This is a genomic window from Mycobacterium sp. NGS62 (assembly GCF_059812285.1).
In genome coordinates this window covers 337134-358832 of record NZ_JCALCK010000005.1, presented here as the reverse complement: position 1 = coordinate 358832, position 21699 = coordinate 337134, and the positions used below count along the sequence as shown (strand labels likewise).

The following is a 21699-nucleotide window of genomic DNA, read 5'->3' as shown; positions in this document are numbered from 1 at the left end:
AGGTGAACCCCTCGACGGCACAGGCCCGCGTCGTCGTCGACGAACTGATCCGCGGCGGAGTCCGCGACGTGGTGCTGTGCCCGGGCTCCCGCAACGCCCCCCTGGCCTTCGCGCTGCAGGACGCCGACCAGGCCGGCCGGCTGCGATTGCATGTCCGCATCGACGAGCGCACCGCCGGCTATCTGGCCATTGGGCTGGCCGTCGCCGGGGACGCGCCGGTCTGCGTCGCGATGACGTCGGGCACCGCGGTGGCCAACCTCGGGCCCGCGGTGGTGGAGGCCAACTACGCGCGGGTGCCGCTGATCGTGCTGTCGGCCAACCGGCCCTACGAGCTTCTCGGCACCGGCGCCAACCAGACCATGGAGCAGCTGGGCTACTTCGGCACCCAGGTCCGCGCCACCATCAGCCTCGGGTTGGCCGAGGATGCACCCGAGCAGATGGATGCCCTCAACGCGACCTGGCGGTCGGCCACCTGCCGAGTCTTGGTGGCCGCCACCGGCGCTCGCACCGCCAATGCCGGACCGGTCCAGTTCGACATTCCGCTGCGCGAGCCGCTGGTTCCCGATCGCGGTTCGGCCCCCACGCCGCCCGGGCGACCCGACGGCAAACCCTGGACGCACACTCCGCCGGTCAGTTTCGACCAGCCGCTGGACATCGACCTGAGCGCCGACACCGTCGTCATCGCCGGGCACGGCGCCGGCGTCCACCCCAACCTGGCGGCGCTGCCGACCGTCGCCGAACCGACGGCGCCGCCGGCGGCCAACCCGCTGCATCCGCTGGCCTTGCGGCTACTGCACCCCCAGCAGGTGATCATGCTGGGCCGGCCCACCCTGCACCGGCCGGTGTCGGCGCTGCTGGCTGACCCGTCGGTGCCGGTCTACGCGCTGACCACCGGCCCGCGCTGGCCCGATGTGTCGGGCAACTCGCAGGCCAACGGCACCCGGGCGGTCACCACCGGCGAGCCGAGTCCGGCCTGGCTGCAGCGCTGCGCCGAGCTCAACCGGCACGCGGTGGACGCGGTGCGCGGTCAACTCGCCGCGCACCCGCTGACCACCGGTTTGCATGTGGCCGCCGCCGTCGCCGACGCGTTGCGGCCCGGCGACCAGTTGGTGCTGGGCGCCTCCAATCCGGTGCGCGACGCGGCGCTGGTCGGGCTGGGGGACGCGGAGCGTCACAAATACGTCAAAGTGCGGTCCAACCGCGGCGTCGCCGGCATCGACGGCACGGTGTCCACCGCGATCGGCGCCGCGCTGGCCCACGAGCGCGCCGGTGGGCGCACCGTCGCGCTGATCGGCGACCTGACCTTCGTGCACGACAGCTCCGGGCTGCTGATCGGGCCCACCGAGCCGGTGCCGCGGCAGCTGACCATCGTGGTGTCCAACGACAACGGCGGCGGCATCTTCGAACTGCTCGAGCAGGGCGACCCGCGGTTTTCCGACGTGTCGTCTCGCATTTTCGGCACCCCGCACGACGTCGACGTCGGCGCGCTGTGTCGCGCCTATCACGTCGACTCTCGCCAGATTGAGGTCGACCAGCTCGGCGCGGCTCTCGACGAGCCGGCCGCCGGCCTGCGGGTGCTGGAAGTCAAGGCTGACCGGTCGTCGCTGCGGCAGCTGCATGCCGCCATCAAGGCTGCCTTGTGAAGCGTCTAAAGACGTTGGCGCACATCCTGATCCACGGCCGCGCCGACGCCGCCCCGGACACCCGGGCCCGACGCCTGCTGCGCTGGATGCGAATCGCCGTCCTGGTCGCGGTCGTGCTGGTCACCTTGCAGTCGGTGTTGTTGGTGGCCGGCGCGTTGCGCAATGACCTGTCGATCCAAAACGACATGGGCGTGGCGCAGGCCGAGGTGCTCAGCGCCGGGCCCCGGCGCTCCACCATCGAGTTCGTCACGCCCGACCGGATCACCTATCGTCCCGAACTCGGGGTGCTCTACCCGTCGGAATTGGCCACCGGCATGCGGATTTACGTCGAATACGACAAGAGGAACCCGAATCTGGTGCGAGTGCAGCACCGCACCGCGATGCTGGCGATCATCCCAGCCGGCTCGATTGCGGTGGTGGGCTGGCTGATCGCGGCCGCCGCACTCGCTGGTCTGGCGCTGCTGGAGAAGCGGCTGGACCCTCAGCCGAACAGCTTGTCGAGCCAGTCTGGATCCTGAATATCGACAACACTTTTGGTGTTCAGGTTGTAAACCGTGGGGGTGCCGGGTTCGGGTGTCGCCGCATTGAGGCGTGCCTTGTTGGCGGCATTGACCGCACCGGTATCGACGGTGTTGTCGCCGGCCGCGATCCGCTGCGCCACCGGCTCGGGCACTCCGCTTGCACGGGCCATCGCCGCAATGTCGTTGTTGTCGGGGCCGTCGGTGCTTTGGTGGCGGTAAAGGTCTTGCACGAACGCCTGATACGCGGTTGGTGACGTCGTCGGGTCGGCTGCGGCAAACAGCGCAGTGGTCATGCGTGCGGACGCGTCATTGTGGTGTTTGTCGTCGAGGAAGGTCAGCCAGCGATACGTGACCGCCAGCCGACCGTTGCCGATCTCGCTGGCAATCCGGTCACCATCCGTCGACTCCAACTCCGCGCAGTGCGGGCATTGCGGTTCGCAGAAGATCTCCAACTGCACTGGCGCGACAACAGACCCGACCATGATTCCGTCGCCGTCGCTGGTGCGCGGAACGTCGGCGTGCGCGGTGCCGACTGTGACCAACCACACCGCCGTCGTCAATACGCCAAGCCAGCGCCGCCGCATCCGTTAACCCCCTTGCACCAGATTTCGCACACCGTATGCTCGTCGGCAACCTTATCGACAGCCGGCGCTGCCACGGTAATGGTGTGCGCGTCGCCATCGTCGCAGAGTCGTTTCTCCCGCACGTCAACGGTGTCAGCAACTCGGTGGTCCGCATCCTCGAGCATTTGCGCCGCACCGGTCACGAAGCCCTGGTCATCGCCCCCGATACGCCACCCGGGCAGCCGCCCGCCGAGCGGATTCACGACGGCATCCGGGTGCACCGGGCGCCGTCGCGGATGTTTCCGAAAGTGACGTCGCTGCCGCTGGGGGTTCCGCTGCCACGGATGCTGCGCGTCCTGCGGGGGTTCGAGCCCGACCTGGTGCACCTGGCGTCACCGGCGCTGCTCGGCTACGGCGGGCTGCGTGCGGCGCGCCGCCTGGAAGTGCCGACGGTGGCGGTATTCCAAACCGATGTCGCGGGTTTCGCCTCGGCCTATGGAGTTGGTGCGGCGTCGCGGGCGGTGTGGGCGTGGACCCGTCACCTGCACCGGCTCGCCGACCGGACGCTGGCGCCGTCTACTTCTGCCATGGAAGACCTTGTTGCCCAGGGCATCCCGCGGGTACACCGCTGGGCCCGGGGAGTCGACGTGACCGGGTTTGTGCCGTCGGCACGGGACGAGGGGTTGCGCCGGCGGTGGTCGCCCGAGGGTAAGCCGATCGTCGGCTTCGTCGGCCGGCTGGCCCCGGAGAAGCACGTCGAGCGGTTGGCGGATCTGGCGCTCGACAGCGGTGTCCAGCTGGTCATCGTCGGCGACGGGGTCGATCGGCCCAAGCTGCAATCCGCTATGCCGACTGCGGTTTTCACCGGCGCGCTGTACGGCGAGGAGCTCGTCGCGGCGTACGCCAGTATGGACGTCTTCGTGCATCCCGGCGAGCACGAGACGTTCGGGCAAACCGTGCAGGAAGCGCTGGCGTCGGGGCTGCCGGTGATCGCCCCCGACGCCGGCGGCCCGCGCGACCTGGTCGCCCCCTGCCGAACCGGACTACTGCTGCCCGTCGACGAATTCGAGGTCAGGCTGCCCGCGGCCGTCGCGCATCTGCTCGACGAGCGGCCCCGCTATTCGCTGGCCGCCCGCCGCAGTGTGCTCGATCGTTCCTGGCCGGCCATCTGCGACGAGCTGCTCGAGCACTACGAGGCGGTGCTGGGGACGCGACGAGCAGCGGCGGCCTGACCGGGTAGCGTCGGGCCGGTGAGCCGCGCCACCCTGGACAAGGATCCCCGTGAAGTCGCGTCGATGTTCGACGGTGTTGCCCGCCGCTACGACCTGACCAACACGGTGTTGTCGGCCGGGCAGGACCGCTACTGGCGGCGGGCCACCCGCTCGGCGCTGCGGCTCGCGGCCGGGGAGAAGGTGTTGGACCTGGCCGCCGGTACCGCGGTGTCGACGGTGGAGTTGGCCCGCTCTGGCGCGTGGTGCGTGGCCGCGGACTTCTCGGTCGGAATGCTGTTGGCCGGGGGCGCGCGCCGAGTGCCGAAGGTCGCCGGTGATGCGACCCGACTGCCGTTCGCCGACAACGTGTTCGACGCGGTCACGATCAGCTTTGGGCTGCGCAATATCGCCGACCGCGAGGCGGCCTTGCGGGAGATGGCCCGCGTCACCCGGCCCGGTGGCCGGCTGGTGGTGTGCGAGTTCTCGACGCCCACCAATCGCATGTTCGCCGTGGCGTACAAGGAGTACCTGATGCGGGCGCTGCCGCGAGTGGCTCAGGCGGTGTCGAGCAATCCCGAGGCGTATGTGTACCTGGCCGAGTCGATTCGCGCCTGGCCCGACCAGGCGGCGCTGTCGCACGACATTTCGCGCGCCGGATGGTCGGCGGTGCGCTGGCGCAACCTGACCGGTGGGATCGTCGCCCTACACGCCGGCCACAAGCCGCTGCACTGACAGCGCGAACGTTACGCAGTTGAGGGCGAGGATGCCTGCGGCAAGCCCGAATTGAGCCGAGATGTCGTGGGCGAGTACGTGGGTGTACATCGCGCAGACGAAGAAGATGACCAGCCCCGCCGCTGCGGCCACACCGATCCCCGGAATCCACAGCCCGACAATAAGTCCCACGGTGCCGAGCACCTTGAGCGTCCCGATCGGGAACGTCAGCCATGACACCGGCACTCCGGCCGCCTGCATGCCGGGAATGATCGGGGCGAAATGCACCAGTGCGCTCACCCCGGAAAATCCGTTGACGGCGATCGCCGCCAGGGCCACGACAAGGTACGCGGTGTTCACCGAGGTCAGCTTCCCGGCAGCGGATCGAACCGGAAGACCGCGCAGCGGCCGGCCAGCGCCTCGACCTCGTCGGGGGTGCCGTCGTGGATCAGCCCGGAGCGTTTCATGAAGCCCACACCGACGGGCACTTCGGCGTGAAACACCCGTAGCACCGGGCGCGCATCCTGCGGGTCCAGTTCGACGATCTGCACCTGCCGCGAATTGCGACCGCGGGTCAACGTTCCGGTGCCTGCAGCGCGGGCGTTGCCGGCCCAGTCGGCGCCGGGAAAGGCCACCCCGTGCAGTCGGCCGCCGAAGGTAAACGGTGTCATCGGCGTGCTGCGCGGCTGGCCCGACTTGCGGCCCGGCACCGTCAACACCGTCACCGGTCCTGCTGTGATGCCGAGCTTTTGGATGGCGAGCATCACCTTGTTCATCGGCTTGAGCCAACCGGGCAGCTTTGCTTCGGACATCACCTAGGTATATCAACGTGCCTGATATATGTCAACGGGGTTGCGATATGCACCCCTTTGCGCGAGCGTGCGTGTTCGCGGCCGCACGCCGGGCGTGTCGGCCGGGAACACGCACGCTCGCGCCAGAAGTCAGCTGAAGGGCTTTCGGCGATCGGCCAGCCGCGACAGCACGCCGCCGGCTCGCCACAGCCGGGCCACCGCGTCGGCATCGTCGTCGGTGACCAGGTTGCCCATCACCCGTACGGCGATGCTCATCAGCCGCGTCGAGCGCATTGCCAGCGGCCCGGTCGCCGGCAAGAACCGCGGGAACGTCAGCAGCAACGCCAACCGGCGCGCCACCGAAAACCCGCGACCGTAATGAGTCTGCAGCACCTGCGGCCAGACCCGTGACAGGTCACCGGTCCCCAGCAGCTCGGCGGCCAGCCGACCGGTTTCCAGCCCGTAGTCGATGCCTTCGCCGTTGAGCGGGTTGACGCAGGCCGCCGCGTCGCCGATCAGCATCCAGTTCGGCCCGGCCACCCCCGACACCGCGCCGCCCATCGGCAGCAGCGCCGACGACACCGCGCGCGGCTGGCCGTCAAACTCCCACTCGTCGCGGCGCAGGTCGGTGTAATAGGACATCAGCGGCCGCAGCGCCAGATCGGCCTGCCGCTTGGACGTCGACAGCGCACCCACGCCGATGTTCACTTCGCCGTTGCCCAGCGGGAAAATCCAGCCGTAGCCGGGCAGCACCGCCCCGTCGGGGGAGCGCAGTTCCAAATGCGAGGTCAGCCACGGCTCCTCGCTGCGCGGAGTGGCCAGATACCCGCGGGCGGCGATGCCGTAGACGGTCTCCTGATGCCACCGCCGGCCCAGCACCCGGCCCAGCGTCGAGCGGGCGCCGTCGGCCACCACCAACTCCCGGCATCCCACCTGTGTGCCGTCGCCCAGCACCACCGACGCTACCCGGCCCACCGAGTCGTGGTGTACGCCAACAGCTTTGACGCCCAACAGCATTCGCGCACCGGACTCCTCGGCGACCTTGCGGATCCGGTCGTCGAGCTCGACCCGGGCCACCGCACTGCCGGTCGCGGGGAACGACGGGCCCGGCCAGTCCACCTCCACCTCGCCGCCGAAGCCGCTCATCCGCAAGCCGCGATGCCGGATGCGGGCGTCCAGCCAGTCGCCCAGACCCAGCCGTTCCAGCTCGGCGACCGCGCGGGGGGTCAGCCCGTCACCGCAGGCCTTGTCGCGCGGGAAGCTCGCGGAGTCGATGACCAGCACGTCGCGACCCGCGCGGGCCGCCCAGGCCGCCGCCGCCGATCCGGCCGGTCCGGCGCCCACGACCACCACGTCGGCGTTGCTGCCCATGCTCACCAGTATGTTGGTCGCGTGAGGACTCCGGCGAGTGTGGTGGCGGGTGTGGACTTCGGCGACGCCGCGTTCGCCGCCGATGTGCGTGCGGGCGTCGACCGCATCGAGCAGCTGATGGAGACCGAGCTACGCGGCTCCGACGGCTTGATGACCGAGGCCGTGCTGCACCTGTTCGAGGCGGGCGGCAAACGGTTCCGCCCGCTGTTCACGGTGCTTTCCGCCCAGCTCGGGCCGCAGCCGGACGCCCACGAAGTGACGATCGCCGGCGCGGTCATCGAACTGGTGCACCTGGCCACGCTGTATCACGACGACGTGATGGATGAAGCGCAAGTGCGCCGCGGAGCTGCCAGTGCCAACGCGCGGTGGAGCAACAACATCGCGATCCTGGCCGGCGACTACCTGTTTGCGACGGCCTCGCGGCTGGTGTCGCGGCTGGGCCCGGACGCGGTGCGGGTGATCGCCGAGACCTTCGCCCAACTGGTGACCGGGCAGATGCGCGAGACCCGCGGCGCTGCGGGCGGCACGGACCCGATCGAGCACTACCTGAAGGTGGTGCACGAGAAGACGGCTTGCCTGATCGGCGCAGCGGGCCGGTTCGGTGCCATGTTCTCCGGCGCCGGCGACGATCAAATCGAGCGGCTGGACCGGCTCGGCGGCATCGTCGGCACCGCGTTTCAGATCTCCGACGACATCATCGACATCGACAGCGATCCCGACGAGTCGGGCAAACTGCCCGGCACCGACCTGCGTGAAGGCGTGCACACCTTGCCGGTGCTTTACGCGCTGCGCGATACCGGACCCGACGCCGACCGGCTGCGCGAGCTGCTGGTCGGCCCGGTCGAGGACGACGCGGTGCTGGCGGAGGCGCTTTCGCTGCTGCGCGGCTCGCGGGGCATGGCCCAGGCCAAGGACACCGTGGCGCGCTATGCGGCGCAGGCCCGCGAGGAGCTGGCCGAGCTGCCCGAGCTGCCCAGCCGGCATGCGCTGGCCACGCTGGTCGACTACACGATCAACCGACACGGCTAGTTTGCGGAACCCGGCGGCTCGCCCCGGGCGTTTAATGACTAGGACCCGGGTGTTCGTAGGAGGAAGCTCATGACCTGGCATCCGCATCAGAACACGTTCAAGACGTTCGCGCTGCTGGTGGGCATGTCGACGCTGATCGTGTTGGTCGGCGCGATGTTCGGTAGGACGGCGTTGTGGCTGGCGGTGCTGTTCGCCGTCGGCATGAACGCTTACACCTATTTCAACAGCGACAAGTTGGCACTGCGGGCGATGCACGCCCAGCCGGTCTCCGAGCTGCACGAACCGGCGATGTACCGGATCGTGCGCGAGCTGGCCACTGCCGCACATCAGCCGATGCCGCGGCTCTACATCAGCGATACCGCCGCGCCCAATGCGTTCGCCACCGGACGCAATCCGCGCAACGCCGCGGTGTGTTGCACCACCGGCATCCTGAACCTGCTCAACGAGCGCGAGTTGCGCGCCGTGCTGGGCCACGAGCTCTCCCACGTCTACAACCGCGACATCCTGATCTCCTGTGTGGCCGGTGCGTTGGCGTCGGTGATCACCGCGCTGTCCTACATCGCCATGTTCTTCGGCGGCAGTAGCCGCGACGGCGGCAATCCCGGTGCGCTGCTGTTGGTTTCGTTCCTGGGGCCGATCGCGGCGACGGTGGTGCGACTGGCGGTGTCCCGGTCGCGGGAGTACCAGGCCGACGAATCGGGCGCGGTGTTGACCGGTGACCCGTTAGCGTTGGCGTCGGCGCTGCGCAAGATCTCCGGCGGTGTGCAGGCTGCCCCGCTGCCACCGGAGCCGCAGCTGGCCGCCCAGGCCCACCTGATGATCGCCAGCCCGTTCCGGGCGGGCGAGCGAATCGGGTCGCTGTTCTCGACGCACCCGCCGATCGCCGACCGGATCCGCCGGCTGGAGTCGATGGCGCGCGGTTAGGCCTCAGTCGCTGACCGAAGGATTAGCACCTTCTCCAAGTTGACATCGCATGTGATATCACCTGGGTATGAACCGTTACACCTATCGGGCTGAATGGGCACCCGAGCAATCGGAATACGTCGGGCGTTGCATCGAACTGCCCTGGTTATCGGAGCGCGCGCCGACGATGCAGCAAGCGATTGCCGCCGTCGAGCAGGCCGTCGACAACGACATCGCCGAGCGGAACGCACAGGGTGGCAGCATCCCGAGTCCACTCACCGAACGGCGATACAGCGGCAAATTCGTGGTCAGGACGTCGCCGGCATTGCATGCCCGGCTCACCATCGAAGCCGCCGAGCAGAACGTCTCGATGAATCAGTGGGTGGTGCAAAAGCTCGCCGACCGGCAGCAGCGCGGCCTCCTGGACTGGTGATAGCTACAGCATTCCGACGACGCGCACCGTCCCACCGGTGGCGTGATGCTGTCGCCGCCAATCCTCGATCGCTTGATGCGCGGCATGGTCGAGGTAGTGGGCCAGCAGCTCGACGGTGACCACGGTGCCCGCCGGAATCGACGCCAGGGCGGCGGTGAGTCGGGGCAGCGACATGAAGGTGCAGATGCCTTCTACAACCACGCGCCAGTTCTCGCCGTCGTGTTCGGTAGCGATTTTCGCCCGGATCACCCGCCAGCCCGTCAATGCGACGGCCAGCAGCAGACCGATCGCCACGCCGTGCAGCACGTTGAGGAAGACAACAGCAAGCGTGGTCACCAGGTAGATGGCGAAATCGCCGTTGCGGCGCGCGATTTGGATCTGAGCCGGCTGCAGCAGCCGGATCCCGATGACAATGAGCAGGCCGGCCAGCGCTGCACTGGGGATCTTTTGGACCAGCGCCGCGAACGGCAGGGCGAACAGCAGAATCCAGAAGCTGTGCAAAATCGCCGACGCGCTGGATTTCGCGCCGGCATTGATATTGGCCGTACTCCGCACAATCACACCGGCGATCGGCAGCCCGCCCATCGCGCCGGACGCGATGTTGGCGGTGCCCTGCCCAATCAACTCCCGGTTGAGATCGCTGCGCGGCCCGTCGTGCAATCGGTCGACCGCCACGGCCGTCAGCAGGCTCTGAACGCTGGCGATCAGAGCGACGGTGAGCACCGCGGTGGCGAAAGCTCCCCAGTTGCCCTTGGGAATCCCCGGCAACGTCAGCGCATCCAGCAGCGACCCATCCAAGGTGATTCGGCGGACGTTGAACGGCAACACCAGCGAGATGACCGTCACACCGACGATGGCAGCAAGCGGGCCCGGCACATGCGAGATCGGTTTCGGCACCCAGCGCCAGACCACCAACGTGACGATCACGAGAATGCCCAGAATCAGACCGCGGCCATGCGCGCCGAGCAATTGGGCGGGCAGACCGACGAGGTTGTGCCACGAGGTGCTTTTGGATTCTCCGCCCAGAAGCACGTGGGCTTGCTGCAACGCGATCGTGATGCCGATGCCGGCCAGCATCGCGTGCACGACGACCGGCGAGATCGCCAGCGCCGCTCGGGCAACCCGGCTCAGGCCGAGCAGCACCTGCAGCACACCGGCGGCCACTGTGATCAAACACGTTACTGCCCAGCCGAATTGGGCGACGAGGTCGGCGACGACGACGGTCAGACCCGCTGCCGGGCCGCTGACCTGCAGCGGTGAGCCGCCCATGATCCCGACGACGATGCCGCCGACAATTGCGGCGATCAGCCCGGCGAGCACCGGCGCATCGGAGGCAATCGCAATGCCCAGCGAGAGGGGGAGGGCGACCAGGAACACCACGAGTGATGCCGGCAGGTCATACCGCAGCATCGATCGCAGCCGATCGCTGCGCACCGCCGCTTGGTCAACGTCGTTGTCGGCCAGTGCTTCGATGTGCTGAATCGGTCGCTCCTTTGTCGGATCGCGGTCCATGGATGTGGAGCGTAACGACCTGCCGGTTAACACTTGAATATCTGAGGTTGCGACGACGTAAACTCTTGCCGCACATAACCTTTACCGATACTCTGCCGGGCCCTCAACGCCCAATTGCTCAGTCCGAGGCTATTTATCGGGCGAAGGGGTGGTCAAACCCGTTCGCCGGATACATAGAGAACACAAATTTGGGCGACCGCTGGCCTCTGGGATATATGCCCCAAAAATTGGATTCATCTATATCGAATTCGGTATAGTGGGTGAGGCGGTCAATGGTGAACCGTGAAAAGTGGTGATCCCGATGTCAGAAATCCAAACAGCAGATATCCGCGAGGCCGGATGGCCGATGACCCTGGCCGGACTGGTCTACGAGACCCGGGCGGGTGCCGGGATGACGCAGGCCCAGTTGGCTGCGGCGCTGGAAACCAGCCAGTCAGCGGTCGCGGCGTGGGAGAACGGTAGCCGCGCGCCGACGGTCGAGGCATTGGAGCGAGTGGCTCGAGCATGCGGCAAGCGCCTGCATATCAGCATCGACGTCGACTGACGCACCGGCACTAGGGCCTAGAACCCGGCGCCGTGCACCTCGTGCCCAGGTGCCTCGGCGATCAAGCCCCGGTAGGCCTGCTCGACGTTGGAGCCGTGGTTGATCACGCCGTCGACCTCACGGGCGATCGGCATGTTCAACCCGTACTTGTCGGAAAACTCCATGATCACGCTGGCGGCTTTGACGCCCTCGGCGACTTGATTCATCGACGCGATGATCTCGTCAATGGGCTTGCCGGCGCCGAGTTGCTCGCCGACGTGGCGGTTGCGGCTGCGCTGGCTGGTGCAGGTGACGATCAGATCGCCCATGCCGGCCAGGCCGGCGAAGGTGTCCCGTTGGCCGCCGGCCGCCTCGCCCAGCTTGGACATCTCACGCACCGAGCGGGCCATCACCATGGCGCGGGTGTTCTCGCCGATGCCCAACGAATAGCCCATCCCCACCGCGATGGCATAGACGTTCTTCAACGCACCGGCCATCTCGACGCCGACCACGTCATCGGTCGTATACGTGCGAAACCGCCTGGTGCGGAACAGTTGTGCCAGGCGAGCAGCCAGATGCTGATCGGGCATCGCCAGCACCGCGGCGGCCGCGTATCCCTCGGCCACCTCGCGGGCGATGTTGGGGCCGGCCAAGATGCCGGCCGGGTGGCCGGGCAGTACTTCGTCGACGATCTGCGACATCCGCATATTCGTGCCTTGCTCGAGGCCCTTGACCAGTGATACCACCGGCACCCACGGCCGCAGCTCGGCGGCCAGTTCGGTGAGCACCCCGCGGAACCCGTGCGACGGCACTCCCATGACGACGACGTCGGCGCTGTTGGCGGCCTCGGAGAAGTCGGTGGTGGCACGCAGGTTCTCGCTGAGGTCCACGCTGTCGCCGAGATAGCGGGTGTTGCGGTGGTTGTCGTTGATGTCCTTGGCGGTGTCCTCCGAGCGCACCCATTGCAGCGTCGGTGCCCGGCGTGCGCAGATGGACGCGACGGTGGTGCCCCAGGAGCCGCCACCCAAGACGACGACATTCGGTTCGCGCAGAGCAGGTGCCATGGCGATCAGCGTATTGCCGCACCGGCGGATTGGTGGCGGTTCGCGAAATCGGCGGGCGCAGTGCCGCCGATTTAGAGGTGGCCCCAGCCGCGAACGCCGTCCCAGCCGGCGCACACGCCGTTCGAGCATCCGTTGAAAGTGCCGCCCTCAAAGGGATTCCAGCCGCCACACCCATTCCAGCCGGGACCGCCGCCGCAGCCCCCGCCGCCGCCCTGCCCGTCGGGGCCGCCGCCGCCCTGCGTGCCGCCGGGCTCGGCCAGCACAACCTGATCGCCGCCGGGAGCCGGAGCAGTCGCGATCAGCACGGCCGTCGGCCCAGCGCCGACTACCGCCGCGGCAGCTGCCGCCAGGACCATCGATCTGATGCAGTTCCGTGTGATTGGCATTGCTCCATACTGCGTTGGCAACCGGGCGGACGCCAACCGGAAACGCCGGGCGTCGGCGTCGTTGCCAACCCGTTACCCGGCCAGCGCTGCGGTTTCCTCGGCGCGGCCGAACACCATCGCTTCCTCGACCCGGTCGAACTGGTAGTCGAGCGCGTCGGCGAAGTAGTTCTGGCGGACATTCCACGGCCGCTTGGTGCCCGACTTCGGCAGCGCATGCAGTGAGCGCAGCACATAGCCGGCCTGAATGTCCCACGACGGCTTTTCCGGCATCGGCTCCCCGCCCAGATGCGGATACGCATGGGTGTACCCGTGAGCCTTCATGTGCGCCAACAGCTTTGCGGTCGAGCGGGCGGTGATGTCGGCACGCAACGTCCACGAGGCGTTGGTGTAGCCCACACACCAGAACAGGTTGGGGACGTCTTCGAGCATGTGCGCCTTGTACACGAAGCGGTCCTGGGGTTTGATTTCAGCGCCGTCGATGGACACCGTGACACCGCCGAGCGCCTGCAACTGCAGGCCGGTGGCGGTGACGATGATGTCGGCGTCCAAATGACCACCGGACTTCAAAACTATTCCGGTGGAATCGAAGTGGTCGATATGGTCGGTGACCACCTCGGCACGTCCCTCGCCGATCGCGACGTAGAGGTCGGCGTCGGGAATCAGGCACAGCCGCTGGTCCCACGGGTTGTAGCGCGGCTTGAAGTGGGTGTCGACGTCGTAGCCCTTGGGCAGGTTGCTGATCGCGATGCGGCGGATCCACCACTTCATAAAGCCCGGCGTCTTGCGGGCCAAGAACCAGATCAGGCCTTCGAACAGCGCGTTGCGCAACCGGATAATCAGGTGAGCCAACCTGCGCGGCAACAGCTTTCGCAGGCCATCAGCGAACCAGCTGTACTTCGACGCGGAGAACATGTATGTCGGTGAGCGCTGCAGCATCGTGACTTTCGACGCCTTCTCGGTCAGCGACGGGATCAGCGAAATCGCCGTCGCACCACTGCCGATCACCACCATCTTCTTGCCGGTGTAGTCGAGGTCCTCCGGCCAGTGCTGCGGATGCACGACGGTGCCGCCGAACTGCTCGAGGCCGGGGAAATCGGGGGTGTAGGCCTCGTCGTAGTTGTAGTAGCCGGAGCCGAAGAACACGAACCGGCCGCGGTAGGTCGTCGGCACGCCGTCCTGCTCGGCAGTGACGGTCCAGGTGTCGGTCGAGGAGTCCCAGTCGGCCGAGCGAACATAGCTGTTGAACCGGATGTGGGAATCGATGCCGTACTTGTGCGCGGTTGCTTTCAGGTAGTCACGGATGTCGTCGCCGTCGGCCACGCCTTCTTTGCGGGTCCACGGCTCGTAGGGGAAGCACAGCGTGAAGATGCTGCTGTCCGAGCGCACGCCGGGGTAGCGGAACAGGTCCCACGTGCCGCCGATCTGCTCGCGGCGCTCCAGGATGACGTAGCGCAGACCGGGGTTGCGTTCGGTGAGTCGGTAGGCCGCGCCCAGCCCGGAAATGCCGGCGCCGATGATGACGACGTCGAAGTATCCGGTGTCCTCTGGCGTTGCGGTCATCGCGAACCTCACTTCTGGTGACGGTGTGGTCTTGGTCACCAGGGTAGGCACCCACCGGTTGATTGGGCCAGAGCCGGCTATCGGTAGTTGACGAACTGCAACGCGACGTCGAGGTCGGCCTCTTTCAACATGGCGATGACGGCCTGCAGGTCGTCGCGTTTCTTGCTGGACACCCGGACCTCGTCGCCCTGAATCTGGGACTTGACGTTCTTGGGGCCTTCGTCGCGGATCAGCTTGGTGATCTTCTTGGCGTTCTCGCTGGAAATGCCCTGCTTGAGGGTGCCGGTGATCTTGTAGGTCTTGCCGGAGGCCTGCGGCTCGCCGGCGTCGAAGGCCTTGAGGCTGATGTCGCGGCGGATCAGCTTTTCTTTGAAGACGTCGACGGCGGCTTTGACGCGCTCCTCGGTGGACGACGTCAGCTCGATCGCTTCGTCGCCCTTCCACGCGATCTTGGTGTCGGTGCCGCGGAAGTCGAACCGGGTGGCCAGTTCCTTGGCAGCCTGGTTGAGGGCGTTGTCGACCTCTTGGTGCTCGATCTTGCTGACGACATCGAACGATGAATCCGCCATTGGATCCGTTCCCCTTCCATCGGTATTAGCCGTTTGTACTCCGGGTACATCCTCGTTGTACTCTGCTACCCGTAATAAATACGGCAGGTTGCCCGAGCGGCCAATGGGAGCGGACTGTAAATCCGTCGGCGTAAGCCTACCCAGGTTCGAATCCTGGACCTGCCACCACACTCACGGCGGCGCGCCTGTCGCCTACCATCGGCGCATGCGTGGCTCAAAGATCCTGATCACCGGTGCGACCGGCCAGGTCGCCGCTCCCGTCGCCCGAGCCCTGGCCGTCGATAACGAGGTTTGGGGTATCGCCCGGTTCACCGACACCGCGGCTCGTGAAGGTTTGGCGGCGGCCGGAATCCGGTGTGAGACGGTCAATCTGGCCGCGGGGGAGTTCGACGGTCTGCCCTCCGATTTTGATTACGTGCTCAACTTGGCGGTGGCCAAGAGCGGCAAGTGGGACAAGGATCTTGCGGCCAATGCGGAGTCGGTTGGACTGTTGATGGCGCACTGCCGGAGCGCCAAGGCGTTTCTGCACTGTTCGTCGGCGGCCGTCTACGACCCGCCCGACGACGAACCCCGCACCGAGCGCACCGCTCTGGGCGACAACCACAAGTCTTTGTTTCCTACCTATTCCATTTCCAAGATCGCCGGCGAGGCCGTCGCCCGGTCGATGGCGCAGGTGCTCGGCATACCCACCACGATCGCTCGCCTCAACGTTCCGTACGGCGATAACGGCGGTTGGCCGTACTACCACATGGAGATGATGCTGGCCGGCATGCCGATCCCGGTCCCGCCGGGCGGGCCGGCGCGCTACAACCCGATCCACGAGGACGACATCATCGCGACCATCCCGAAGCTGCTCGAGGTGGCCTCGGTCCCGGCGACCACGGTCAACTGGTGCGGCGATCAAGCGGTCAGCCTCCAGGAGTGGTGCAGCTATCTCGGCGGGCTGGTCGGCAAGGAACCGGTCTTCGACGAAAGCGAGCAGGCGCTGCGCGGTAATCCGACTGACGTGGCCCGGATGCACGAACTCGTCGGCGCCGCGACGGTTGACTGGCGCGACGGGATGCGCCGGATGGTGGCCAAGTTTCACCCGGAGTTGGTTGGCCCGCTGGCCGACTAATCGCCCACGGCCACGGTGCATTTGAGCCACGTTAGTCCCAGGGCGCTCATCAGCCTCAGAAGTCGCTGGCCGAAAGGATTAGTACCTCCTCCAGTTTGATATCGCATGTGATATCGAGTTTGGACCGCATGTCATCCGTGGGATTTGGTGCAGGCGTGGCTGCTGTGACCTGGGAGCTTCCGCACCTGGGTCGGTGGGAGTGATGCAGGTCACGCTTGGCCCGTTTGCTGATTTCCCCCGGGGCGCCTGCCAGTCGGTTTGAATTCCTCTGACTGGGCAGCTGTTTGCGGCCGCCGCGGTCAAAATAGCCAGAGAGGAACTCGTGAGAACCCTCGCAGCGATAGTGCTGGCCATCGGTGCGTTGGCCGCGCCCCCGGCGGCTTACGCCGATGATGCCACCTACGGCAACGGCCACCCCTGCCCGCGCGGCTGGGTGGCCGCTGGTCCGACGGGTCCAAACGGGCTGGGACCGTGCAAGCCGTACGTCAACGAACACCCCTGCCCGCCGCGGCTGCCCGATGGGTCATGCTTCTTGTGCTGCGGCCCCTGAGATAGGTATCCGCCAATTCAGATGCTGGTGTCGAGGACGCTGTTGGACGTCGCCGTGAACCGCTATTCATCGGGCGACGCGCCGTGGCCATATGGTTTCATGGCACCGGTTGGGGGGCTAGTGCAATCGGGGATGGGCGGTACCTGAAATGAATCGTCGCGACATGATGCTGACGATGGGCTTCGGCGCACTGGCGGCCGCAATCCCGCTGCCAGCGGCTCGGGCCGACCGCCAGGGGAACTACATTTTCCAGGACGAGTTCGACGGCCCTGCGGGTTCAGCGCCCGACAAGTCGAAGTGGACGGTGGCCAAAGCCCGCGAGTCGATGAAAGACCCGACGTATTGGGAACGACCGGAAAACGTCGGCCAGTACCGCGACGATCGCAAAAACGTTTTCCTGGACGGCAAATCCAACCTCGTTCTGCGCGCCGCCAAAGACGGCAATACCTACTACAGCGGCAAAGTGCAAAGTCCGTGGCGCGGCGGCATCGGCCACACCTGGGAAGCCCGGATCAAACTCAACTGCCTAACCGCCGGGTGCTGGCCGGCCTTCTGGTTAGGCAACGACAACAACGGCGAAATCGACGTCATGGAGTGGTACGGCAACGGCAGCTGGCCCTCGGCAACCACCGTCCACACCAAAGCCAACGGCGCCGAATGGGCGACGCACAACATCGCGCTGGACAGCGGCTGGCACAACTGGCGATGCCAGTGGGATGACGCCGGGATGCGGTTCTACCAGGACTACGTCGACGGCGCGCAGCCATATTTCACCGTGCCGGCCAATTCGATTGCCGACTGGCCATTCAATGACCCTGGCTACCAAGTCTTTCCGGTGCTCAACCTGGCGGTCGCCGGTTCGGGCGGCGGCGATCCCGGGCCCGGTAGCTATCCGGCCGAGATGCTCATCGACTGGGTGCGGGTCTGGTAGGGCTAGCGCACACCGTCGTTGGCGCCGAGATCGATCGCCTCGGTGACGACGGCCCGGTCGATCTGGCGCAGGGCGTGCAAGGCGGTGAGCAGTCGCTGGGCGGGTGGTTCACCGTTCAACTGGCAGGCGAGAGTCTCTGCGGCGTCGACGAAGTCGGTGGCGGGAACGACGGGCGTCTCAAAGTCGCGGGTGTCCAGCACGTCGATGTTGCGGCGAACCTGCGCGGCGGCCGAGGTGATCGCGTCGGCCAGCTCACCGCCGGCCTCGTAGCGGTCGCTGCTGCGGGCCAGGCTTCGTCCGTAGTGGTCGCACGCGTTGAGCACCCGCAGCCCGCGGCGGATGCTGCGCCGCCCGTTGAGCCCGGCGACCCCGGCCAGCAGCGGTTTGGCGGTCACCCGGAACTGCTGCAGATCGCGGTCGAGTTGGCGGGCCTTCTCGGTCGGGCTCGCGACGGCGCCGTCGCCGAGCAGCGTCGCAACCGAGGTGTCGATCAACTCGGCCAGCGTCGTCAAAAACGCGTGGGCGTCGTCGCGCACCGCCGCGCGGGTATGCGTCGGCAAGACCAGGATCGCGACTGCGACGCCGATGACGGCGCCGATTGCGGTCTCTTCGATCCGCAGCACCAGTAGGTGAAAAGTGAACTGTCCCAGCAGGCCATACAGCAACGCCAACATCGTGGTGATCCAGAACGTCATCAGGCTGTAGGCGATCTTCATGAAATACAAGGAGCAGAACAGGCATACGAAGATCAAGACCAGCGACGCCACACCATTGCCGGAGACCAGGGTGGCCACCAGCACACCGCTGGGCACCCCGAGCGCGGTGCCCAGCAGCCGCTGCCAACCCTTGGTCAGGGTTTCGCCCCACGAGTTGGTGCCGGCGAACACCACGAATGCGGCGATCACCGCCCAATACCAGCGATCCGGTGAGACCAACTCACCCGCGATGATCGCCAACGACGCGGCGACGCCGGCCTGGACGGCTTGCCGGGTCGTGGGCCGCAGACCGGTGACGGGTTGTTCGTCGGTGACTGCGGGGGCCGGCGGCGGCTCTGTCGTGCTCTCGGTGACCGCTTGGTCGACCAGCGCGCGCACCTCGGCGGCTGCGGTGGCGGTGGCGGTGATCGCCAGGGCCAACCGGCGCACGGCGGCGTCGTCGGCGTATTGGTCAAGCAGCTGCTGAGCCATCTTCGCGACCCGGTGCAACTCGCCGGGCTGCGGGACGCGGATGGCCCTGGCGAGTTGGGCGAGCGTGGCGGCCAAGCCGGCGCGGGCCGCATCAGGGATGTCGGCGTCCGCGGCTCGTGCGCCGGCCGTCGCGACCCGTTCGACGGTGAGCTCGGCGTCGAACAACCACAGCGCCAGGTGTTCGCCGGTGACTCCGGCCCACACCGCGGCCGGGTTGACTTTGTCTTCGATCTGGCCTTGCACCATCAACGCGGTCTCGTTGAGCCGCGCGGTGCGGACCCGCAGCCGACGGCGGCGCCGCTCGTCGAACCGGCCGGCCTGCAGCGCCTCGCCGGTGGTGTCGACGACGATGGCCATCCGCGCCCGCAGTGAGCGCATGCTGGCCCGCAGCACGTGTTCGGGTCGATCGGGCAGCACGTACACGCCGAGGACCAGACTGCAGAGGGTGCCCACCACGATGGCGCCGATCAGCCACGGCAACTCGGTGGTGCGGGCATGCAGGAACAACGTGAAGAAGTACGACATGAACGCGACCATCCCGAGCGCCCGCCCCCGCGGACCGAACCGGCGGACGTAGACCGCGCCGAACACGACCAGCACGAACACGGCGTCGCTGACCACCTTGTACGGCGCGAGCAGCGTGCCGGCCGAGACAGCGATCGCCGCGGGCAGCGGCAGCAGCAGCATGGTGATCTTCTGCCGGCGCGGGTCGGGCTCGTTGACCGATCGCGCCGAAATCATCGTGATCAGCACACCCAGCAGCGCCACAGTGACGGGTTGGCCGGTCGCCCTGGTCAGCAGGTAGAGGATGGCCAGCGCGCAGGCCAGCGCGGCGGTGGTGCGGCCGGCCATCCGCAGCCGCAGCAGGCCGGGATCGGTGCCGATCACCCAGTTCTGCGCGCGTTCGTAGCGTGCGGTGATCCGGGTGTCGTCCACGCCGTCGATTATTGTTCGACCCGTGACGGCGCTGACGCGGGCCAAGCTGGCGGATGGCCGTGACCTGCTGTTCTTCGCGTTGCCTGGCCATGTTCCGGCACCGGTTGCCGATCAGCGGCCACTGCCGAAGCGTGACGGGCTGCACTCGCAGTTGCGCTTCGACCGTTCGACCGGGCAATGGGTGATCGTCGCCGCGCTGCGCCAAGACCGCACCTACAAACCGCCGCCCGATCAATGCCCGCTGTGTCCGGGGCCGACCGGGCTCACCAGTGAGGTGCCTGCGCCGGATTACGACGTCGTCGTCTTCGAAAACCGGTTCCCGAGCCTGTCCGGAGCCGGCGAGTCGGCGCTGGCGGTGCCGGAGGGGTTCGTGCCGGTGCCGGGCCGCGGCCGCTGCGAGGTGATCTGCTATTCCAGCAACCACACCGGTTCATTCGCCGCCCTGGAACCGCCGCACGCCCGCCTGGTTGTCGAGGCGTGGCGACACCGCACCGCCGATCTGATGGCGCTACCCGGGGTCGAGCAGGTGTTCTGCTTCGAGAACCGCGGTGAGGAGATCGGCGTGACGCTGAACCATCCGCACGGTCAGATTTATGGCTATCCCTATCTGACCCCGCGCACCGCCACCATGCTGGGCCAGGCTGGTGAGCATCGAAAACAATACGGCGGCAATCTTTTTGCCGACCTGCTTGAGCGTGAGGTTGCCGACGGGAGTCGCATTGTCGCGCGCACCGACCTGTTCACGGCCTTCGTGCCGTTCGCCGCGCGCTGGCCGGTGGAGGTGCACATCTACCCGAACAGGTTCGTGCACAACCTCGTCGAGCTCGATGCGGCCGAGCTGGACGGGTTCGCGCAGATCTACCTCGACCTGCTTCGGCGGTTTGATCGGATGTATTCCGCTCCGCTGCCGTACATGTCGGCGCTGCATCAGTACACCGACGCCCAGCGGGAGGGCTACTTTCACGTCGAGCTGATGTCGATTCGTCGCAGCGCCACCGCGCTCAAGTATTTGGCGGCCTCCGAGTCGGCCATGGATGCGTTCATCAGCGACGTGACGCCGGAGAGTGTGGCCCAACGGTTGCGAGAACTCGCGTGACCGTCCGGTATTCCGCACCGGGCCGCATCAACCTGATCGGCGAGCACACCGACTACAACCTCGGTTTCGCGCTGCCGATCGCGTTGCCGCAGCGCACCACGGTGAGGTTCGTGCCCGAGGACACCGATGCGATCACCGTGTGCAGCGACGGCATCGACGGCTCGGTGCGGATCCCGCTCGACACCGCGCCCGGCGAGGTGACCGACTGGGCCGGTTATGTGGCCGGGGTGATGTGGGCGCTGCGTAGCACCGGCCACCCGGTGCCCGGTGGCGCAATGTCGATCACCAGTGACGTCCCGATCGGGTCGGGCCTGTCGTCGTCGGCGGCACTGGAATGCGCTGCGCTGGGCGCGATCCTGTCCGCCGCCGGTCACAACATCGACCGCAAGGAGCAGGCCCGGTTGGCGCAGCGCGCGGAAAACGACTATGTCGGTGTCCCAACGGGTTTGCTGGACCAGTTGGCGTCGCTGTTCGGTGCACCGTCGACGGCGCTGCTGATCGATTTTCGTGAACTCACCGTGACGCCGGTGGCCTTTGATCCCGGCGCTTCCGGTGTGGCGCTGCTGCTGATCGATTCCCGGGCCCGCCACACGCACGCGGGCGGGGAATATGCTGCCCGTCGCGCATCCTGCGAACGCGTTGCCGCCCAGTTGCACGTAGCGTCGCTGCGTGACGTTGTGGACATTTCGGCGCTGAACGGCGTTGGCGACCCGATTGATGCCCGTCGCGCCCGCCATGTGCTGACCGAAAACCAGCGCGTCTTCGATTTCGTTGCCGCCCTGAGTGTTTCCGACTTCGTCGAAGCCGGCCGTCTTTTCACTGCCTCCCACCTCTCCATGCGTGACGACTTCGGCATCACCACCGCGCACATTGATCTCATCGCCGAGAGCACGATAGGAGCGGGTGCGCTGGGTGCCCGGATGACCGGCGGTGGCTTTGGCGGCTGTGTCATCGCGCTGGTGCCGGCTGATCGGGTTGAGGCGGTTACCGCAGCGGTGCGGCGGGCGGTTGACGACGCCGGATACCCGCAGCCGCTGATCACCGAGACTCACGCTGCGCACGGTGCTGGCGCGTGTATATGACTCATGCTAC

General features: G+C 67.1%; 23 protein-coding genes and 1 tRNA gene. 14 read left to right on the top strand and 10 right to left on the bottom strand.

From position 1 onward, the window contains the following. Positions 1–2: 2 nt before the first annotated feature. Together menD and AC5Y49_RS16130 are read left to right on the top strand one after the other, a co-directional pair. Complete coding sequence (gene menD / locus AC5Y49_RS16135; RefSeq protein ID WP_499888685.1) at positions 3–1643, top strand: 2-succinyl-5-enolpyruvyl-6-hydroxy-3-cyclohexene-1-carboxylic-acid synthase; 1641 nt, start codon at positions 3–5, stop codon at positions 1641–1643. Beyond that, positions 1640–2161, top strand: coding sequence for a DUF3592 domain-containing protein (locus tag AC5Y49_RS16130; protein ID WP_499888682.1), 522 nt, complete (start codon positions 1640–1642; stop codon positions 2159–2161). The genes menD and AC5Y49_RS16130 overlap by 4 nt, the downstream gene beginning before the upstream one ends. Here AC5Y49_RS16130 and AC5Y49_RS16125 read toward each other — a convergent pair. Next, positions 2125–2748 (bottom strand): DsbA family protein, encoded by a 624-nt coding sequence (locus AC5Y49_RS16125; RefSeq protein ID WP_499888681.1) that lies wholly within the window; start codon positions 2746–2748, stop codon positions 2125–2127. The genes AC5Y49_RS16130 and AC5Y49_RS16125 overlap by 37 nt on opposite strands. An 83-nt stretch (positions 2749–2831) precedes the next feature. On the opposite strand from AC5Y49_RS16125, the gene AC5Y49_RS16120 reads away from it, so the two are divergent. Further along, a complete protein-coding gene (locus tag AC5Y49_RS16120; protein ID WP_499888679.1) occupies positions 2832–3959 on the top strand; it encodes a glycosyltransferase family 4 protein in 1128 nt (375 codons plus the stop codon). A gap of 18 nt (positions 3960–3977) precedes the next feature. After that, the gene (locus tag AC5Y49_RS16115; protein WP_499888677.1) at positions 3978–4670 is read left to right on the top strand and encodes a demethylmenaquinone methyltransferase; all 693 of its coding nucleotides are present in this window, start codon (positions 3978–3980) and stop codon (positions 4668–4670) included. On the opposite strand, the gene AC5Y49_RS16110 is transcribed toward AC5Y49_RS16115, so the two are convergent. From AC5Y49_RS16110 to menJ, 3 genes are all read right to left on the bottom strand, one after another. Next, positions 4641–5009 carry a DoxX family protein gene (locus AC5Y49_RS16110; RefSeq protein WP_499888675.1) on the bottom strand — a complete coding sequence of 123 codons (369 nt, stop codon included), beginning with the start codon at positions 5007–5009 and terminating at the stop codon, positions 4641–4643. The two genes, AC5Y49_RS16115 and AC5Y49_RS16110, sit on opposite strands and share 30 nt — an antisense overlap. Before the next feature lie 5 nt (positions 5010–5014). Next, positions 5015–5461 carry a nitroreductase/quinone reductase family protein gene (locus AC5Y49_RS16105; RefSeq protein ID WP_499888673.1) on the bottom strand — a complete coding sequence of 149 codons (447 nt, stop codon included), beginning with the start codon at positions 5459–5461 and terminating at the stop codon, positions 5015–5017. Positions 5462–5590: 129 nt separating this feature from the next. Further along, positions 5591–6811, bottom strand: a complete 1221-nt coding sequence (gene menJ, locus AC5Y49_RS16100) for a menaquinone reductase MenJ (RefSeq protein WP_499888671.1) — start codon at positions 6809–6811, stop codon at positions 5591–5593. Between the two features lie 21 nt (positions 6812–6832). Here menJ and grcC1 point away from each other — a divergent pair, with 21 nt between their 5' ends. The 3 genes from grcC1 (at position 6833) to AC5Y49_RS16085 (ending at position 9176) form a co-directional block, all read left to right on the top strand. Then, the gene (gene grcC1 / locus AC5Y49_RS16095; RefSeq protein WP_499888670.1) at positions 6833–7840 is read left to right on the top strand and encodes a nonaprenyl/(2E,6E)-farnesyl/geranylgeranyl diphosphat synthase; all 1008 of its coding nucleotides are present in this window, start codon (positions 6833–6835) and stop codon (positions 7838–7840) included. A gap of 69 nt (positions 7841–7909) precedes the next feature. Then, the gene (gene htpX, locus AC5Y49_RS16090; RefSeq protein ID WP_499888668.1) at positions 7910–8764 is read left to right on the top strand and encodes a zinc metalloprotease HtpX; all 855 of its coding nucleotides are present in this window, start codon (positions 7910–7912) and stop codon (positions 8762–8764) included. 67 nt (positions 8765–8831) lie between these two features. Further along, positions 8832–9176, top strand: coding sequence for a type II toxin-antitoxin system HicB family antitoxin (locus tag AC5Y49_RS16085; RefSeq protein ID WP_499888667.1), 345 nt, complete (start codon positions 8832–8834; stop codon positions 9174–9176). Between the two features lie 3 nt (positions 9177–9179). Here AC5Y49_RS16085 and AC5Y49_RS16080 read toward each other — a convergent pair whose 3' ends face one another. Continuing rightward, complete coding sequence (locus tag AC5Y49_RS16080) at positions 9180–10586, bottom strand: SulP family inorganic anion transporter (protein WP_499888844.1); 1407 nt, start codon at positions 10584–10586, stop codon at positions 9180–9182. A 403-nt stretch (positions 10587–10989) separates the two neighbouring features. On the opposite strand from AC5Y49_RS16080, the gene AC5Y49_RS16075 reads away from it, so the two are divergent. Then, positions 10990–11232 carry a helix-turn-helix transcriptional regulator gene (locus AC5Y49_RS16075; RefSeq protein WP_065014947.1) on the top strand — a complete coding sequence of 81 codons (243 nt, stop codon included), beginning with the start codon at positions 10990–10992 and terminating at the stop codon, positions 11230–11232. 17 nt (positions 11233–11249) lie between these two features. Here AC5Y49_RS16075 and AC5Y49_RS16070 read toward each other — a convergent pair whose 3' ends face one another. The 4 genes from AC5Y49_RS16070 to AC5Y49_RS16055 form a co-directional block, all read right to left on the bottom strand. Further along, positions 11250–12275 (bottom strand): NAD(P)H-dependent glycerol-3-phosphate dehydrogenase, encoded by a 1026-nt coding sequence (locus AC5Y49_RS16070; RefSeq protein ID WP_499888662.1) that lies wholly within the window; start codon positions 12273–12275, stop codon positions 11250–11252. A 71-nt stretch (positions 12276–12346) separates the two neighbouring features. Beyond that, the gene (locus AC5Y49_RS16065; RefSeq protein ID WP_499888659.1) at positions 12347–12661 is read right to left on the bottom strand and encodes a hypothetical protein; all 315 of its coding nucleotides are present in this window, start codon (positions 12659–12661) and stop codon (positions 12347–12349) included. A gap of 72 nt (positions 12662–12733) precedes the next feature. Further along, positions 12734–14221 carry a flavin-containing monooxygenase gene (locus AC5Y49_RS16060; RefSeq protein WP_499888657.1) on the bottom strand — a complete coding sequence of 496 codons (1488 nt, stop codon included), beginning with the start codon at positions 14219–14221 and terminating at the stop codon, positions 12734–12736. Between the two features lie 77 nt (positions 14222–14298). Continuing rightward, positions 14299–14790, bottom strand: coding sequence for a YajQ family cyclic di-GMP-binding protein (locus AC5Y49_RS16055; protein ID WP_499888654.1), 492 nt, complete (start codon positions 14788–14790; stop codon positions 14299–14301). 82 nt (positions 14791–14872) lie between these two features. Between AC5Y49_RS16055 and AC5Y49_RS16050 the strand changes: the two genes are divergently transcribed. The 4 genes from AC5Y49_RS16050 to AC5Y49_RS16035 all read left to right on the top strand — a co-directional run bounded on the left by AC5Y49_RS16050 (position 14873) and on the right by AC5Y49_RS16035 (position 17388). Further along, a tRNA-Tyr gene (locus AC5Y49_RS16050) sits at positions 14873–14958 on the top strand. A 37-nt stretch (positions 14959–14995) separates the two neighbouring features. Next, the gene (locus AC5Y49_RS16045; protein ID WP_499888652.1) at positions 14996–15907 is read left to right on the top strand and encodes an NAD-dependent epimerase/dehydratase family protein; all 912 of its coding nucleotides are present in this window, start codon (positions 14996–14998) and stop codon (positions 15905–15907) included. Positions 15908–16229: 322 nt separating this feature from the next. Continuing rightward, on the top strand, positions 16230–16457 hold the full coding sequence (locus tag AC5Y49_RS16040) for a hypothetical protein (RefSeq protein WP_499888650.1): 228 nt from the start codon (positions 16230–16232) through the stop codon (positions 16455–16457). Positions 16458–16605: 148 nt separating this feature from the next. Next, a complete protein-coding gene (locus tag AC5Y49_RS16035; RefSeq protein ID WP_499888648.1) occupies positions 16606–17388 on the top strand; it encodes a glycoside hydrolase family 16 protein in 783 nt (260 codons plus the stop codon). A 2-nt stretch (positions 17389–17390) separates the two neighbouring features. On the opposite strand, the gene AC5Y49_RS16030 is transcribed toward AC5Y49_RS16035, so the two are convergent. Beyond that, on the bottom strand, positions 17391–19463 hold the full coding sequence (locus AC5Y49_RS16030) for an FUSC family protein (RefSeq protein ID WP_499888843.1): 2073 nt from the start codon (positions 19461–19463) through the stop codon (positions 17391–17393). Between the two features lie 70 nt (positions 19464–19533). On the opposite strand from AC5Y49_RS16030, the gene galT reads away from it, so the two are divergent. Next, positions 19534–20607 carry a galactose-1-phosphate uridylyltransferase gene (galT, locus tag AC5Y49_RS16025; RefSeq protein WP_499888647.1) on the top strand — a complete coding sequence of 358 codons (1074 nt, stop codon included), beginning with the start codon at positions 19534–19536 and terminating at the stop codon, positions 20605–20607. After that, on the top strand, positions 20604–21689 hold the full coding sequence (locus tag AC5Y49_RS16020) for a galactokinase (RefSeq protein WP_499888645.1): 1086 nt from the start codon (positions 20604–20606) through the stop codon (positions 21687–21689). The genes galT and AC5Y49_RS16020 overlap by 4 nt, the downstream gene beginning before the upstream one ends. The last annotated feature ends 10 nt before the right edge of the window (positions 21690–21699 follow it).

Bases quoted from the DNA above. Each gene is read 5' to 3' on its own strand.
- AC5Y49_RS16125 (WP_499888681.1), bottom strand. From the start codon at position 2,748: ATGCGGCGGCGCTGGCTTGGCGTATTGACGACGGCGGTGTGGTTGGTC.
- AC5Y49_RS16105 (WP_499888673.1), bottom strand. From the start codon at position 5,461: ATGTCCGAAGCAAAGCTGCCCGGTTGGCTCAAGCCGATGAACAAGGTG.
- menJ (WP_499888671.1), bottom strand. From the start codon at position 6,811: ATGGGCAGCAACGCCGACGTGGTGGTCGTGGGCGCCGGACCGGCCGGA.
- htpX (WP_499888668.1), top strand. From the start codon at position 7,910: ATGACCTGGCATCCGCATCAGAACACGTTCAAGACGTTCGCGCTGCTG.
- AC5Y49_RS16085 (WP_499888667.1), top strand. From the start codon at position 8,832: ATGAACCGTTACACCTATCGGGCTGAATGGGCACCCGAGCAATCGGAA.
- AC5Y49_RS16080 (WP_499888844.1), bottom strand. From the start codon at position 10,586: ATGCTGCGGTATGACCTGCCGGCATCACTCGTGGTGTTCCTGGTCGCC.
- AC5Y49_RS16075 (WP_065014947.1), top strand. From the start codon at position 10,990: ATGTCAGAAATCCAAACAGCAGATATCCGCGAGGCCGGATGGCCGATG.
- AC5Y49_RS16070 (WP_499888662.1), bottom strand. From the start codon at position 12,275: ATGGCACCTGCTCTGCGCGAACCGAATGTCGTCGTCTTGGGTGGCGGC.
- AC5Y49_RS16065 (WP_499888659.1), bottom strand. From the start codon at position 12,661: ATGCCAATCACACGGAACTGCATCAGATCGATGGTCCTGGCGGCAGCT.
- AC5Y49_RS16060 (WP_499888657.1), bottom strand. From the start codon at position 14,221: ATGACCGCAACGCCAGAGGACACCGGATACTTCGACGTCGTCATCATC.
- AC5Y49_RS16055 (WP_499888654.1), bottom strand. From the start codon at position 14,790: ATGGCGGATTCATCGTTCGATGTCGTCAGCAAGATCGAGCACCAAGAG.
- AC5Y49_RS16045 (WP_499888652.1), top strand. From the start codon at position 14,996: ATGCGTGGCTCAAAGATCCTGATCACCGGTGCGACCGGCCAGGTCGCC.
- AC5Y49_RS16035 (WP_499888648.1), top strand. From the start codon at position 16,606: ATGAATCGTCGCGACATGATGCTGACGATGGGCTTCGGCGCACTGGCG.